At 63.8% G+C, this 14,376-nt stretch carries 14 protein-coding genes and 1 other RNA gene; 13 read left to right on the plus strand and 2 right to left on the minus strand.

What is annotated here, in order from left to right:
- The first annotated feature begins 2 nt into the window (after nt 1-2).
- On the plus strand, nt 3-1,388 hold the full coding sequence (gene accC / locus CFOUR_RS02900; RefSeq protein WP_085957791.1) for an acetyl-CoA carboxylase biotin carboxylase subunit: 1,386 nt from the start codon (nt 3-5) through the stop codon (nt 1,386-1,388).
- Nucleotides 1,389-1,466: 78 nt separating this feature from the next.
- Nucleotides 1,467-2,390 (plus strand): DMT family transporter, encoded by a 924-nt coding sequence (locus tag CFOUR_RS02905; protein WP_085957792.1) that lies wholly within the window; start codon nt 1,467-1,469, stop codon nt 2,388-2,390.
- Between the two features lie 6 nt (nt 2,391-2,396).
- On the opposite strand, the gene CFOUR_RS02910 is transcribed toward CFOUR_RS02905, so the two are convergent.
- Entirely contained in the window at nt 2,397-3,524 is a 1,128-nt protein-coding gene (locus tag CFOUR_RS02910; RefSeq protein WP_179154831.1) for a PDR/VanB family oxidoreductase, read from the minus strand.
- A 274-nt stretch (nt 3,525-3,798) separates the two neighbouring features.
- Here CFOUR_RS02910 and CFOUR_RS02915 point away from each other — a divergent pair, with 274 nt between their 5' ends.
- The 8 genes from CFOUR_RS02915 to ssrA all read left to right on the plus strand — a co-directional run bounded on the left by CFOUR_RS02915 (nt 3,799) and on the right by ssrA (nt 11,226).
- The gene (locus CFOUR_RS02915; protein ID WP_230471823.1) at nt 3,799-5,178 is read left to right on the plus strand and encodes an oxygenase MpaB family protein; all 1,380 of its coding nucleotides are present in this window, start codon (nt 3,799-3,801) and stop codon (nt 5,176-5,178) included.
- Nucleotides 5,179-5,218: 40 nt separating this feature from the next.
- Nucleotides 5,219-6,445 (plus strand): oxygenase MpaB family protein, encoded by a 1,227-nt coding sequence (locus CFOUR_RS02920; protein ID WP_085957794.1) that lies wholly within the window; start codon nt 5,219-5,221, stop codon nt 6,443-6,445.
- A gap of 45 nt (nt 6,446-6,490) precedes the next feature.
- Nucleotides 6,491-7,864, plus strand: a complete 1,374-nt coding sequence (locus CFOUR_RS02925) for an NAD-dependent succinate-semialdehyde dehydrogenase (protein ID WP_085957795.1) — start codon at nt 6,491-6,493, stop codon at nt 7,862-7,864.
- Nucleotides 7,865-7,980: 116 nt separating this feature from the next.
- The gene (ftsE, locus tag CFOUR_RS02930) at nt 7,981-8,673 is read left to right on the plus strand and encodes a cell division ATP-binding protein FtsE (protein WP_085957796.1); all 693 of its coding nucleotides are present in this window, start codon (nt 7,981-7,983) and stop codon (nt 8,671-8,673) included.
- A 2-nt stretch (nt 8,674-8,675) separates the two neighbouring features.
- The gene (gene ftsX, locus CFOUR_RS02935; RefSeq protein WP_101706392.1) at nt 8,676-9,578 is read left to right on the plus strand and encodes a permease-like cell division protein FtsX; all 903 of its coding nucleotides are present in this window, start codon (nt 8,676-8,678) and stop codon (nt 9,576-9,578) included.
- Between the two features lie 16 nt (nt 9,579-9,594).
- Nucleotides 9,595-10,092 carry an SsrA-binding protein SmpB gene (smpB, locus tag CFOUR_RS02940; RefSeq protein ID WP_085957797.1) on the plus strand — a complete coding sequence of 166 codons (498 nt, stop codon included), beginning with the start codon at nt 9,595-9,597 and terminating at the stop codon, nt 10,090-10,092.
- A 27-nt stretch (nt 10,093-10,119) separates the two neighbouring features.
- On the plus strand, nt 10,120-10,770 hold the full coding sequence (locus CFOUR_RS02945) for an SDR family oxidoreductase (protein WP_290179900.1): 651 nt from the start codon (nt 10,120-10,122) through the stop codon (nt 10,768-10,770).
- A gap of 64 nt (nt 10,771-10,834) precedes the next feature.
- Nucleotides 10,835-11,226, plus strand: a transfer-messenger RNA (tmRNA) gene (gene ssrA, locus CFOUR_RS02950).
- A 57-nt stretch (nt 11,227-11,283) separates the two neighbouring features.
- On the opposite strand, the gene CFOUR_RS02955 is transcribed toward ssrA, so the two are convergent.
- Nucleotides 11,284-12,351 carry an LLM class flavin-dependent oxidoreductase gene (locus CFOUR_RS02955; protein WP_085957799.1) on the minus strand — a complete coding sequence of 356 codons (1,068 nt, stop codon included), beginning with the start codon at nt 12,349-12,351 and terminating at the stop codon, nt 11,284-11,286.
- A 352-nt stretch (nt 12,352-12,703) separates the two neighbouring features.
- On the opposite strand from CFOUR_RS02955, the gene CFOUR_RS02960 reads away from it, so the two are divergent.
- The 3 genes from CFOUR_RS02960 to CFOUR_RS02970 all read left to right on the plus strand — a co-directional run bounded on the left by CFOUR_RS02960 (nt 12,704) and on the right by CFOUR_RS02970 (nt 14,376).
- Entirely contained in the window at nt 12,704-12,955 is a 252-nt protein-coding gene (locus CFOUR_RS02960; RefSeq protein ID WP_085957800.1) for a hypothetical protein, read from the plus strand.
- A gap of 105 nt (nt 12,956-13,060) precedes the next feature.
- Entirely contained in the window at nt 13,061-13,606 is a 546-nt protein-coding gene (locus tag CFOUR_RS02965; RefSeq protein WP_085957801.1) for an META domain-containing protein, read from the plus strand.
- A 182-nt stretch (nt 13,607-13,788) separates the two neighbouring features.
- A complete protein-coding gene (locus tag CFOUR_RS02970; protein WP_085957802.1) occupies nt 13,789-14,376 on the plus strand; it encodes an META domain-containing protein in 588 nt (195 codons plus the stop codon).

Consider the following 14,376-nt stretch of genomic DNA (forward strand, 5'->3'; position numbering starts at 1 on the left):
CCATGGCTGAATCCGAAAAGCTGCTGGACAGCGTCCTCATTGCCAACCGCGGCGAGATCGCGCTGCGGGTCATCCGCGCCTGCAAGGAGCTCGGCATCAAGTCGATTCTCGCCTACTCCGAGGGCGACCGCGACTCTCTGCCGGTGAAGGAGGCAGACCAGGCCGTGTGCATCGGCCCGGCCAACGCCGCGAAAAGCTACAACAGCCCAGAGCTGATCGTGTCCGCGGCGATGGCGTTCAAGGCGGCTGCCATCCACCCGGGCTACGGCTTCCTTTCCGAAAAGGCCGACTTTGTCAAGATGGTCGAGGACGAAAACATCGGTTTTGTCGGCCCGTCGTCGGAGCACATCCGCCGCATGGGCGACAAGATCGAGGCGAAGAAAATCGCGCAGGCCGCGGGCGTGCCCACCGTGCCCGGCTCCGATGGTGTGGTCACCGAGTTCGAGGAAGCTTTAGACGTCGCCAAGCAAACGGGCTTCCCGCTTTTGATCAAGGCCGCAGCTGGCGGCGGCGGCCGCGGCATGCGCGTGGTGGAAACCGAGGACACGCTGGAAAAAGACCTCAACGAGATCATGAACGAGGCGCAGTCCGCGTTCAACGACTCCTCGGTCTACATCGAGCGCTTCCTCACCGACATCCGCCACATTGAGATTCAGGTGCTCGCGGACGGCGAAAACGCGATCGCGCTCGGCGAGCGCGACTGCACCTCGCAGCGCCGCAACCAGAAGCTCATCGAGGAAGCGCCGTCGCCGGCGATCGACGACGAGCTGCGCGCTGGCCTGCAAGAAGCCGCCATCAACCTGTGCAAGGAGGTCGGCTACAAAAACGCGGGCACCGTCGAGTTCGTCTTCGACAACATTGAGCGCAAGTACTACTTCATCGAGATGAACACCCGCATCCAGGTGGAGCACCCCGTCTCCGAGATGATCACCGGTGTGGACCTGATTCAAGAGCAGTTGCGCATTGCCTCCGGGCAGAAGCTGCGCCTGACCCAGGACGACATCCAAATCCGCGGGCACGCCATCGAGTGCCGCATCAACGCCGAGGACCCGAACGAGAACTTCGCTCCACGCCCCGGCAAGATCGAGCACTACCGCGCACCAGGCGGCTTCGGCGTACGCATGGACACCCACATCGAGACCGGCTACACCATCCCGCCGTTCTACGACTCCATGGTGGGCAAGCTCATCTGCTGGGCCGAGACCCGCGACGACGCCATTGAGCGCACCCTGCGCGCGCTCGGCGAACTCAAGGTCGACGGCGTTGTCACCACCGCGCCGTTCCAGGCGCAGCTGATCAACAGCGACAAGTTCCGCAGCGGCGAGTTCAACACCGGCTACGTGGCCAAGATGCTGGAGAACATGGACACGATCCCCACCGACGAGTAGCCGTCGCGGTGCGGAAGAAGGCAGGCAGCCGGGTGCGTTTCTCGCCCGGCTGCCTGTTCGAGTTGAGGGAGGACAAAGATGCTGCTGCTTCTCGCGATGCTGGTGGGCGCGATCGTGCCCGTCCAGACCGCAATTAACACCCGTTTGCGCCAAAGCGTCGGATCCCCGATCGGGGCAACCTTCCTCTCCTTCATCATCGCGGTGGTCGCCGCCTCCGCCATCGCGTTCGCCGTCGCCGGCGAGCTCGTGCCGGACATGGCCGTGGCGGCCGCGCAGCCGTGGTGGGCGTGGCTCGGCGGATTCATGGGCGTGATGTTTATCGCCGGCAACATCGTGCTCTTCCCTCAACTCGGACCGGTGCAAACCGTGATCCTGCCCATCCTGGGACAAGTGATCATGGGCTTGCTCATCGACCAGTTCGGACTGTTCGAATCCCCGCGCGTTGCAGTGGGGGCGCTGCGCTTGCTCGGCGCCCTGATCGTGGTCGGCGGCATTGTCATGGTGCTTGAGATCGGGCGCAGACCAACCCTTCACGGCACTGCGCAAGGCGCCACGCTGTGGCTGCTTCGCGGCTTCGGCGTGGTCATGGGCATGGGCTCGGCGACGCAAACTGCTGTCAACGGCCACCTCGGACGAGCCCTGGGCAGCCCCATCCAGGCCGGTCAGATCTCGCTGGTGGTGGGCCTTGTGCTGCTGTTCGCCATGGCACTGCTCATGCCCGGGCCGCGCCAGGCGTTGGCTGGCGGTGTCGCACCCGGGCCGTGGTGGATGTGGCTCGGCGGCCTGCTCGGCGCGCTGTTCGTCTTCGGCGGTGCGGCCCTTTCACCGCTGTTGGGCACCGGAACCACCGTCATCGCCGCGTTGGTGGGCAACATCATCTGCGGCCAGGTGCTCGAATCGCTCGGTGTTGGCACCGGCGGGCGCCGCAGCGTGCCCACGGCGTACCGTCTCGTCGGACTCGCCGTCGTGCTCGTCGGCGTTGCTATGGTGCGGCTGCTTTAGGCGCGGTCAGCCACGCAAGTTTCTCCACCGCTCAAGCGTGAGGCTGGGGGACAACGAGCGGGACACGCACGTGGCAAACGCGCCGTTTTCGTGCTGCTCCTCGGTGAAGATGCTGTCGCGGTGATCCGGGGTGCCCTCCACCACGCGCATGATGCAGGTGCCGCAGGTGCCCTCCGCGCACTGCGACATAATCGGCACGTCCTCGTCCTCGAAAACATCCAGCACCGACTCGTCCTCGGGCACCGTGTACGTCTCGCCGTTGAGCACGACCTCGAACGCACCGTCCGCGTTGTGGTTGCCCGCCAGCGTCTCCTGCGCGGCGCGGAAACCCTCGAAGTGGATATTGGCCTGGGGCAGGTGTGCGGAGGCGACCTCGATCACCCCGTCCATAAAACCGCGCGGACCGCAGACGTAGAGATGAGTATCAGACGCCGGGGTGTCGGAGGCAGCGAGCGCTTCCTCGATGTAGCCGGCCTGCTTCTCGCGCTCGCCGGAGGCGAAGATGCTCTTGGTCTGCCCGTGCAGGTAGGTATCGATCATCTCTTGCATCAGCGCGCGCTCCTGGCTGGAGGCGAAGTACAGCACGGAATAGTCCGCCTGCTGGATCTGTAGCTCGCGGGCGAGGGAAAAGATCGGCGCGATACCCACCCCGGCGCCCACCAGGATTGAGCGCTTCGCATCCGGGGCTAGGCCGAAGTTGTTGCGCGGCGGTTTGATGCGCACGGTGTCGCCCGGCTCGATGCTGTGGGCGGCGGCGGATCCTCCGCGGGAATTGCTTTCCAGGTTGACCTCGATGCCGTAGACCGCGTCGCTCTTGCCTTCGGCGCCGAGGCGGTGCAAGGGGAAAAGGGAGTATGGCCGCACGAGCTCTTCGCCGTCGTCGGTGCGAAGCAAAAAGTCGGCGTGGCAGCCGGGTTCGTAGCCGGGGATAGGGGAGCCGTCTTTGGTTTTTAACGTGATCAGCGCGACGCCGTGGGAGCGTTCGACGGCCACGGCGGTCAGCTCGACGGTGGGGGAGTCCGCCTCGGCTGCGGTGGACGCTGCTGCCTTGAATTGGCGGTTGCGCATTGCGTCTTCGCGGTCCTGCGCATTCGGGTCCGAGTCCTTTGTCTTGCCTGCGAAAAGCGCGGTCAAGCCGCCAAAACCTCTTCCGCTTCTCATGTCGTCCTCCACTGCGAATCTCGCTGAATTTCTGGCTGAGAAAGAAAACGCCAAAACCTGTTGCCGGCGCGTTTTGTAACCGATAGTATAAACGCACGCCAAAAGTGATCGACAACACAGACAGATGTGATTATTGCTCACTCAACACTGGTGAGTGGTGTTGAGATCACCTTCACTGGTTTTGCGGCAAGGTCAACATGCTCATCCGCCCACTGTTAGGGCCCCTATCTTCAATGGAAGGGAAAACATGACTGCCAGCGTCGATGCTCGTAAGGAGCATCAGTACCAACACCCGGTGCGCCCGGAAATCCTGCCGATGTCGGAGAACCCCTTCGAGGACTTCCGCTACTTCTACCGCGACGGTATGCCGCTGCGCCCGGCTCCAAAGCGCCGCACCCGTAAGCCGGGCTGGGCGACACTTCGTCACAACCTTTTCGACCGGTGGCACACCGTCGCCGACGAGTGGGAGGGCTACACCAGCTTCCAAACCAAGCTGTTGGACGACCATATGTGGCAGACCGACGAAACTGGCTGGAAGCTCGCGGAGGCCTTCAAGCGCGACGGCGCAGAAAAATCCCGCGCCGATTTTGAAACCGCGCTCAACGAGGGCATAGACAAAGTCGCCGACCCGTCGCCGGAGCTTGTGGAGTTCTTCTCCGAGGTGGACAACATCCCGGACTGGATTGACCTCGAGGCCGCCGAGCGCGGGCGCATCGCCTACTACAACGTCACCCCGTCAGCGGAGCTGCTCTCCATCGGCTTCGCCTACTGGGCCACCACGATGGAAGATCGCACCTCTGCGGCCACCGGCGAGACTGCCATGTTCGAAATTGAGTCGTTCACCCGCATCATCGAGACGGTGAAGTTCTTCGTCGACCTGGGCAAAAAGGGCGTGTTCCACCGCTACAGCGACGGGTTGAAGGCAGCTGTGCGCGTGCGCCTGCTGCACGCGCAGGCCAACCGCGGCCTGGAAAAGCTGTGGGGTCCGGAGCACTACAACGAGTTCGGCCGCCCGATCGGCTCGTCCTTCCTGGTTTCCGGCGAGGGCTGGTTCGCGCTGATGCCCATCGGTGTGGACGAGTTCTTCGGCCGCCCGCACTCCGGCGAGGAGTGGGACGACGTGGCCATGTACTGGGCGTGGGTGCTCTACCTCATGGGCGCGGAAGAGCGGCTGATCCCCAAAAACGGCGACGAGATGCGCAAGATGACTGACTTCATCTACGCCAACGGCGGCTACTCGTCGGACTACCACGTCCGCGTGGCCACCGCACTCATGGGCATCCTCGAGGACCTGGACCCGAAGATGCCGGCGCAGGTGCTCGGCGCGCTGTCGCTGATCATCGGCGACGAAGACACCAAATTTATGGTCAAAGGCTCCCGTTTCGAGGGCACCGCCTACCTGCACTGGAAGATCGCCTTCTTGCTCAAGGCGAAGGCCGAGGCGCTGATCTACCGGGTGCGCGACGCGCTACCCGGCGCCCAGGCCGCCAAGGCGAAAAAGGCGGCGGACGGCAAGCCGCCGTGGTCCGACGTGTTCAAGCAGATCGAGGATTACGTCGCCGAAAAGGCGCCGCACGTCAAGGCCGAGTACAAGCTGCACGACACGTCCAAGGAGGGCCTGCGCTAACCGGCGCGGCCCAGCCATATCCCCACACAAGGAGCGAACAATGACTCAGACCTTTACCGAGAACCCGCTCGCGCAGGACCACTACAACCGCGCGGACTGGCCTGCGGCGCGTGGCAGCCGCGAAGCTTTCGTCGCAAAGTTCGGCGAAGCCCGCGCCAAGCGTTTCGAGCAGGCGTACTGGGCGATGGACCCCATCGCCGACGCCCTGTACACCAGCGGCCACAAGAGCAAGGAGGTCATGCCGAACCTGCGTGAGGCGCTCGCCCGCGGCGAGGCAGGTGAGGACACACTGCCAGAGGTCAAGGCGCTTATCGACGACATTAATGCCGCCCTCGACGGAGTGGACTGGCAGCGCCTGGAGCGCGGACAGAAAGCGGCGTTGGCCATCCCGGTCCTGGCGCAGAACCTTTCGCTCGGCCCGGGCGCGCTGATTCACACCTACTCCGCGCCGTCGATCGCGGACATCCTGGTCAACACCGGCGAGCTGACGGAAGGTGCCGTGCACCGCCTGGCCTACACCACAAACTGGATCTACTCGGTCTACCTCAAAGACGGCCTGAAGCCGGGCAACGTCAGCTACATCCACACCGGCATGGTCCGCGCGATGCACGCGCACGTGCGCCGCGTGCAGACGCAGCTGGGCCTGGACTATTCCGAGTGGGGCGCGCCGATTAGCGAGCTGGACATGTTCCGCACCTGGTTCGACTTCACGTACATCGCGTTTACCTACCTGCGCAACCTCGGGTACCGCCTCACGCTTGAGGAGGAGCAGGACCTGTTCTACCTGTGGAAGGTGGTGGGTCTGATGCTGGGCATCCCGGGCGACCTCCTTGAGCCGGAGACGGACATCGATGCCTCGCAGGAGACCATTGACGCGATCCACTTCGTCGACGGCGAGCCGAACGACGCTTCCCGCGCTCTGGTCGAGGCACTGTTCAACGGCTTCCGAGTCAACGCGAAGGCGCTGCTGCCGTTCCCGGACGAATCCATCGACGACTGGATGTACACCGCCACCCGCCTCATGCACGGCGACGAGGTGGCAGACCAGTTCGACGTGCCGCACGCCGTGTCCCGCCCGTTTGCGGAGCTGGACCTGCCGCTCGTGCAGCAGCGCTTCGACCTGTTGCGGGCAAACCCGGAGGCGCTGGCGAAGGAAGTGGAGCAAAACCACCAGACGCTGCTCGACGCGTTGACGCAGGAAACCTCCTACATGGGGCAGGACAAGGGCATCAAAATGAGCGACGGGGCTTACAGGCCCGGCGCGTAGTGATAGAGTTCACAGCAGACGTAAACGTAACCCGAAAGGAAAAACATGGCCAACCAGTACCGCGTGCAAAACCCCGTGACCAACGAAGTGGTGGAAACCTTCGACTTCGCCACCGACCAGGAAATCCAGGACGTCCTGAACCGCTCCGAGGAGGCCTTCAAGACCTGGCGCCAGACCTCCTACGAGGAGCGTGCAGAGATTGTGGGTAAGGCGGCGCAGCTGCTGAAGGAGCGCGCAACCGAGCTGGCAAAGATTGCCGCCGAGGAGATGGGCAAGCCCATCCCGGAAGGCGAGTGGGAGATGAACTTTTCCGGCGACATCCTGCAGTTCTACGCCGACAACGCAGCGGAGCACTCCGCTGACAAGAAGGTTGACGTCCCAGGCGGCAAGGCCGTGGTGCGCCGCCTGCCGCTGGGCACGCTGTTGGGCATCATGCCGTGGAACTACCCGATCTACCAGATCGCGCGTTTCGCCGGCCCGAATCTGATGAACGGCAACTGCATCATCCTCAAGCACGCGGAAATCACCCCGAAGTCCGCCGCCGCATTCGAGCAGGTGCTCAAGGACGCGGGCCTGCCGGACGGGGTGTACATCAACGTCTACGCCACCCACGAGCAGATCGAGGACATCATCGCCGACCCGCGCGTGCAGGGTGTTTCGCTCACCGGCTCCGAGCGCGCCGGTGCGAAGGTTGCGGAGACCGCGGGCAAGAACCTGAAAAAGGTCGTGCTTGAGCTCGGCGGCACCGACCCGTACGTCATCCTCGACGCCGCCGATGTGAAGGCTGCCGCCCAGGAGGCGTGGGACAAGCGCGTGCACAACGCTGGCCAGGCTTGCACCTCGAACAAGCGCATCATTGTCATGGAGGACATCTACGACCAGTTCGTCGACGAGATGGTCGCCATCGCTGAGGGCTACAAGAAGGGCGATCCGGCTAACCCGGGCGAAAACGAGTACTTCCCCATGTCCTCGCGCCACGCGGCCGAGAACCTGGACGACCAGGTCAAGCGCGCCGTTGCCCAGGGTGCGAAGCTGCGCACCGGCGGTGAGCTGGACGCCACGTCGGCCTACTACACCCCGGCGGTGCTCACGGATGTCCCGGTCGGCTCGGACGTCTACTACGAGGAGTTCTTCGGCCCGGTGGCGGAGATTTACAAGGTATCCACCGAACAGGAGGCGGTGGAGCTGGCCAACAACTCCTACCAGGGCCTCGGCGGCGCCGTTTTCTCCGACGACACCGAGCGCGCGATCAAGGTTGCAGACCAGATCGACACCGGCATGATCCACGTCAACCTCGGCCAGTACTTCTCCGCGGTGCTGCCGTTCGGCGGTGTGAAGCGCTCCGGCTTCGGCCGCGAGCTGTCTGTGTTCGCCCTTGACGAGTTCGTGAACAAGCAGTACCTCTACGTCAACGACTAAAGGCGATCGCCTGAGCGCCTCGTACCCCTGTGGAAGGGGAGCGGGGCGCTTTGCATGTGTGGGGTTCCCAGCCAAGATTCACTATCGTCACATCAGCAACAGGTAGAGTGAGCCACGTGATCCGATTCGACCATGTGACCAAGGCGTACCCCACGTCGTCGCGCCCAGCGCTCGACGACGTCACGCTCGACATCCCCGACGGCGAGTTCGTGTTCCTTATCGGCGCGTCCGGCTCCGGTAAGTCCACTTTCCTCCAGCTGCTCATCCGCGAGGAAAACGTCTCCTCCGGCGACATCTACTTCGACGACTTCCACGTCAATGCCTTAAACGGCAAGCAGGTGAACAAGCTGCGCCAATCCATCGGCTACGTTTTCCAGGACTTTCGCCTCCTGCCGCGGCTGAACGTCTACGACAATGTCGCGTTCGCGCTGCAGGTCATTGGCAAGTCGAAGGAGCGCATTGCCAAGCTCGTCCCCGACGCGCTGGAGCTTGTCGGTCTGGCCTCTAAGGCCAACCGCATGCCGCAGGAGCTGTCGGGTGGCGAGCAGCAGCGCGTGGCCATTGCGCGTGCGTTCGTGGATAAGCCCAGGCTCATGCTTTGCGACGAGCCTACGGGCAACCTCGACCCCGGCACCGCCGACGAAATCATGGCGCTGCTCGCCCGCATCAACCGCATGGGCACCACCGTGGTCATGTCCACCCACAACGCCCGCGCGGTGGACGAGATGCGCAAGCGAGTGGTGGAACTGCAACTGGGCAAGATCGTGCGCGACGAGGTCAACGGCGTGTACGGAGACGTGAGGAGGTAGCCGTGAACTGGGAGTTTATTTTCCGCGAGGGTGTCAAAGGCCTCGGCCGTAACCTCACCATGACCATCGCGCTGATCATCACCACCGCACTGTCGCTGGTGCTGGTGGGTACCGGCGTGCTTATTTCCAAGGCCACCACGCAGACGAAGGACCTGTACTTGGACCGCGTCGAGGTGATGGTGGAGTTGGACGAGGATATCTCCGCGAACGACACGGACTGCTCGTCCGAGCGCTGCAGGCAGGTGCGCGACACCTTGCAGGCCGACGACCGCGTGGAGCAGGTGACCTTCCGCTCCCGTGAGCAGTCCTACGAGCGCTTCAAGGAGCTGTTCCAGGAATCCGAGCCGGAGCTGGTGCGTGAAACCGGCCCGGAGGCGCTGCCGGCGGCGCTGCACGTGCGGCTGGCGGACCCGACGGATACCGCGCCGCTGGACAAGATCCGAGACATGGATCAGGTGGCGGTCATCTCCGACCAGGCGGACACGGTGCGCTCCGCCGCAGGTACGCTGAATACCTTCCGCAATGTGGCCTTCGCGGTGGCCGCGGCGCAGGCGCTGGCGGCGGTGTTCCTCATCGCCAACATGGTGCAGCTGGCCGCGTACAACCGCCGTGAGCAGATCGGCATCATGCGCATGGTGGGCGCCTCGCGCTGGTTTACCCAGGCGCCGTTCGTGCTGGAGGCAGTGCTGAGCGTGCTTGTCGGCGCGGTGCTGGCCACCATCGGGGTGTGGGCCGGCAAGCAGTTTGTCGTGGACCCGCTGCTGGGGGATCTCTACGCCAACCAGCTCATCGCGCGTGTGCCGGACGGCACCGTGTGGGCGGTCATGCCGTTGGTGGGCGTGGTGGCCATGGTGCTCGGCGGCCTTGCCGCGCAGGTGGCGCTTCGCTCCTACGTGCGCAAGTAGTAGACTCGAGCCCCTTATGTCCAAGAAGAACAAGAAGACGAAGCTTTCAAACACCGGTGTCCTCGCGACGAACCGGAAGGCTCGCCACGACTACAACATCTTGGACACTTGGGAGTGCGGCCTGGTGCTGCAGGGCACCGAGATCAAGGCGCTGCGCGAGGGCAAGGTTTCGCTGGTGGAGGCGTTTGCCACCATCGACAATGGCGAGGTCTGGCTGCGCAACATGCACATCCCTGAGTACTCGCGCGGCCACTGGACCAACCACCCGCCGCGCCGCACCCGCAAGCTGCTGCTGCACCGCCGCGAGATCGACTCGTTGGAAGGCAAGGTCCGCGACGGCAACCGCACCTTGATCCCGCTGTCGCTCTACCTCAAGGACGGCCGCGCGAAGGTTGAGCTGGGCCTTGCGCAAGGTAAGCAGGATTACGACAAGCGCCGCGCCATCAAGCGCCGCACCGAGGACCGCGAAATCACGCGCGAGCTGGGCCGCAAGCTCAAGGGCATCAAGGCTTAAGCTCCGGTTTCGCTACGGTTGGTGCCTATGAAGAAGGCATTGATTACCGGAGCATCCCGCGGCATCGGCCGCGCCGTCGCCCAGGAGCTGGGCAGCGACCACCACATTTACGCGGGCGCGTCGAAGGACGCTTCCGACATCGTGGCTGCGCTGCCGAGCGCCGAGCCGTTTGAGGCGGACCTCACCGACACCGACGCGATCTTGAAGGCCGCGAGCGAGATCGAGGAGCTGGACGTCCTCGTGCTCGCCGCGGGCGTGATGGAGGGCGGGCCGCTCGACGAGCTCACGGACGACAAGTGGCGCGAGATCATGGAGGTCAATCTCTTCGCGCCCGTCACCCTGACCCGCGCGTTGCTGCCTGCTTTGCGACGTTCCTCCGGCCTCATCATCGCCATCAACTCGGGCGCCGGATTCCACGGCATGGCAGAAAACTCTGCCTACTGCGCGTCCAAGTTCGCCCTGCGCGGGTTCACCGAGTCTCTGGCGCAGGAAGAAGCAGGCAAGGTGCGCGTGACCTCCCTGCACCCGGGCCGCACCGACACCGACATGCTCGCCGGCGATGACGGCATGCCCAAGATGGGCGCCGACGAGGTGGCCAAGGCCGCGCGCCTGGCCGTGGACGCCGGCCCGGACGCTGTGGTGGAGTTCCTCCGGGTGCGTCCGGCGTTGACGTCGTAAAGCCTCTTGTGCTTCTCGGGCGCGTGCGCTAAAATTCCTTCTCCTACGTTTCTTCGTAGTTGAAGGGGTCGATTCTGGTTTCGACTTCATCTACTAAGCCAGGGGAAGCGTGCCGGTGCAGGCAGGAGACCACCGTAAGCGTCGCTGTAACTAATAAACGCAGAGAAGAACTCTCAGCGTGACTACGCCCTCGCTGCCTAATTAGAAAGGTCCAGCGACCTGCGTGTCCGTCAGGCCGGGGATGTCCCCGACCCGGTACCTGGCGTCGACTTAGGGGACTTGCCTTCCGGCTCTGTCAGTGGGGCCTTGGAAGGGACACCTTTCACTGACTGGGCCCGTCATTCGGACATGTTCGCCTGATCCGGAGGGCCGATGAGAGACAACGTGCGAACTGCGCACGGAGAAGCCCTGGCGCGGTGGTGAAGGACCCGGGTTCAATTCCCGGCGGCTCCACCGAAATACAGGAAACCCGCTGGCCACAACACGGCCAGCGGGTTTCTTGTTGCACGGGGGCTAGTTGGCCGGGTAGCCGGTGACGGGGCCCTCGGTGTTCGGCTGCCAGCCCAGTGCGGGGGCCACGTGGGTGGCAAAGTTTTCCAGGAGCTTCACGTTGACGTCCACGCCCATGCCGGTGGGGATGGTGATCAGCAGCGTGTCCGCGGCCATGACAGCCGGGTCGGCCTTGAGCTGCTCGATGAGTTTGTCCGGCTCGGCGGCGTAGGTGCGGCCGAAGGTGGAAGCGCCAACGTCCGGCAGCACCCCGACCTGGTCGGAGCCGGAGGCCTGCATTCCGAAGCGCTGCATGTCGGCACCGTCGACGATGGGGAAAATGGAGCGGGAGACGGACACGCGCGGGGTCCAGTCGTGGCCCGCTTCCTTCCAGGCAGCGCGGTAGCGGTTGATCTGGTCGACCTGGATCTCGCCGAGCGTTTCGGCGGTGGTCTCGGAGACCAGGGTGGAAGACATCAGGTTGAGTCCGTCCTGAGCGGTCTGCTCCGCCGAAGCGTGAGTTCCCGAGCCGTAGAAGATGTGCTTGCGCAGTTCTGGTGCCATGGGGAAGACCGGCAGAGCGGAGCCGGGCTGGAACATGTTGGGGTACTGCCGGTCGAGGGGTGCGGCGGTGGCGAAGCCGTTGCCGTCGACCGCGGCCATAAAGGTGTCCAAGTGGGCGCGCGCCACGTCCGCGCCGTTGGGGGCCTCGCCCCTGTAGCCGAAAGCCTCCCAGCCGCGCTCGGCGACCTCGGGCGCGCCGCGCGAGACACCCAGAGCCACACGCCCGCCGGAGAGCTGGTACAGGGAGGCGGCCTCTTCGGCGAGGTAGAGGGGGTTTTCGTAGCGCATATCGATCACGCCGGTGCCCACCTCGATGTTCTTGGTGGTGGCGGCGACAGCGCCCAGCAGCGGCATCGGGGCGGAGGCCTGCGGCACGAAGTGGTGGACGCGGAAGGACGCGTTGTTCACGCCGATCTCGTCGGCGGCCTGGGCGATCTCCAGGTGGATTTTGGCGATCTTCTCCGCGGACGGGCCGCGCTGGCCACCGAACGCGTAGTGCCCGAAACTTAAGAAACCGAATGCATTCATTGCTCAACACCCCTTTTGGTGACGTATCAACAAGTAGGGTAGTGCGTTGCCTGCAATTTGTCACGGATCGCGTCGGCTTGCGCGGCAAACCCTGAGCAAGAGCCCCAGAGCAAGGTCCAAATTAGCGCATTCTCAGGAGGGCTTCCTCAGGGTTTGTGGGGAGGTCGCAGGGATTTTTGCTCCGTTTCAAAACAGCGTCGAAGTAAATGGATTGAGTCTCCGGTGGCGTGAACCCCAAACTCAACACCATCGCAGTACTCGCCGCCACGGCCTTCTTGGTTGTCGGCTGCAGCGGCGCGACCGAGGTGCAGCGCGGCCGATCAGAACGATCAAAAGCATCGGCGATAGCCCCGTGCAAAATGCGTTGTTTGTCACCCCGTCCGGCAACATCGGCTGCATGATGAACCTAGCGGACAAGCCGATGTTCGACTGCGGTGTGAAGTCCTTTATGGAAAGCGAGCAGTTTGGCAGCGGTGAGCTGGGGACACCGAGATGGATGATGGAAATCCTCGGCGGCTACCCGCGAGAGCAAACTGAGCCGCCGCTTTACGACGACTCCGTGTGGCCTGCTGGCAGCGAATCCGCCGAGGTCGTGCTCTTCTAGGCCGTCCTAGCGCTCGCTGGCCGTTGGGTGAAAGGGGCATCCGGGGTACTTAAAAGCTTCGTGGCAACCGTTTCAAGCTGCTCGAGGCCGGGTAGGTTGGCCCCCATGACCTCAAAGACTGTAAAGACGTTGTCCGCAGCAACTGCTCTCGCCGCCCTCGCTGGCGGCTTTATCGGCGCAGGTAACGCCAACGCACAGATGTCTTCCAGCGGTCCCACCGACATTGAGGGCTGGACACAGATGGGCTGGTCTGCGTTTAGTGGCTCTGTCATTCACAAGGGCGGCAACTACGTGCTCCTGCGCGATCTGCCCGCGGACGCCAAGCCGCTCACCGGCGCCGACGCGAAGGCAGCCCTTGCGGGTCCGCTGACCGCGAAGGGTGACGGCACCATTAGCGTGAGCTTCGGTCAGGACGGCAAGCTGTCCTTCTACGACGGCTGCAATGCCGGAAGCGCGCCCTACACGCTGGATGACGGCGGCACCGTGAAAGCCGGCAACCTCGCTGTCACCCAGCGCCTGTGCGACCCGTCGAAGATGAACAAATCCGACGAGGTCAAGGCGATGTTGCAGGCGAAGCCGGCCGTGTACCGGATTGACAAGGACACCGTCGCGCTCGTCGCGCAGGGCAAGGCCCTGGAACTTTCGCGATAACCTGGCAGCGCCTCCATCCGGCGCGAAACCCGCTGCTTCTCACGGGAGCAGCGGGTTTGTGGTTTTCGGGGGCAACCTTTGGACGTCGCAAAGCTTTGAGCTGATTCAACGTTGAATCGGAGTTGTGTTGGCGTTGCCTCAAGCCCCTTGAATCCCGGTTTTGGCTCGGTAGCGTGAGGGCCATGGTTACTTCAACCAAGACCTTCAGAAAGTTGTCCACAGCGACCGCAGTCGTGGCCCTTGCGGGCGGCGTCCTCGGTGTCGGCGCGGCCGACGCTCAGGAGCGGTCTGAAGCACCCAGCATCGACCAGTTTGTGCAGATGAGCTCGAACTTGGTCCCCGGCTTCGGCGGAAATCCCGCCCCGGCACCGGAGAACCCGGCCGGCTCCGACCTGATCCAGCTCATCCCTGAAAACGCCGACCACCTCACGGATGATCGTCTCGCCTCTGCGCTGGATACCTCGCTGCAGGCGAAGAAGAACAACAACATTACCCTGGACTTCCGCGAGAACGGTGTGCTCCACTTCAACGACGGCTGCAACTCCGGCACCGCCAAGTACCAGATCGACAACACCGGCGCGCTGCACCTCAGCGACTTCACCGAGACCAAGATGGCGTGCGAGCCGGGCGCACAGAAGGACGCAGACGACCTGAAGATGGTCTTGCAGTCCAACCCGCAGCTGTTCCAGCTTGACGCGTCCACGCTGTTCCTTTCCGGCCAGGGCCACGGCATCGAGTTTCAGAAGATGCACGGTCGCGACTACCAGTAG

The organism is Corynebacterium fournieri, assembly GCF_030408775.1.
Taxonomy (GTDB): domain Bacteria; phylum Actinomycetota; class Actinomycetes; order Mycobacteriales; family Mycobacteriaceae; genus Corynebacterium; species Corynebacterium fournieri.

Excerpts from the sequence above, each read along its gene's own strand:
- CFOUR_RS02925 (WP_085957795.1), top strand. The coding sequence starts at position 6,491 with ATGGCCAACCAGTACCGCGTGCAAAACCCCGTGACCAACGAAGTGGTG.
- accC (WP_085957791.1), top strand. The coding sequence starts at position 3 with ATGGCTGAATCCGAAAAGCTGCTGGACAGCGTCCTCATTGCCAACCGC.
- CFOUR_RS02955 (WP_085957799.1), bottom strand. The coding sequence starts at position 12,351 with ATGAATGCATTCGGTTTCTTAAGTTTCGGGCACTACGCGTTCGGTGGC.
- CFOUR_RS02915 (WP_230471823.1), top strand. The coding sequence starts at position 3,799 with ATGACTGCCAGCGTCGATGCTCGTAAGGAGCATCAGTACCAACACCCG.
- CFOUR_RS02965 (WP_085957801.1), top strand. The coding sequence starts at position 13,061 with ATGACCTCAAAGACTGTAAAGACGTTGTCCGCAGCAACTGCTCTCGCC.
- CFOUR_RS02920 (WP_085957794.1), top strand. The coding sequence starts at position 5,219 with ATGACTCAGACCTTTACCGAGAACCCGCTCGCGCAGGACCACTACAAC.
- CFOUR_RS02905 (WP_085957792.1), top strand. The coding sequence starts at position 1,467 with ATGCTGCTGCTTCTCGCGATGCTGGTGGGCGCGATCGTGCCCGTCCAG.
- smpB (WP_085957797.1), top strand. The coding sequence starts at position 9,595 with ATGTCCAAGAAGAACAAGAAGACGAAGCTTTCAAACACCGGTGTCCTC.
- CFOUR_RS02945 (WP_290179900.1), top strand. The coding sequence starts at position 10,120 with ATGAAGAAGGCATTGATTACCGGAGCATCCCGCGGCATCGGCCGCGCC.
- CFOUR_RS02970 (WP_085957802.1), top strand. The coding sequence starts at position 13,789 with ATGGTTACTTCAACCAAGACCTTCAGAAAGTTGTCCACAGCGACCGCA.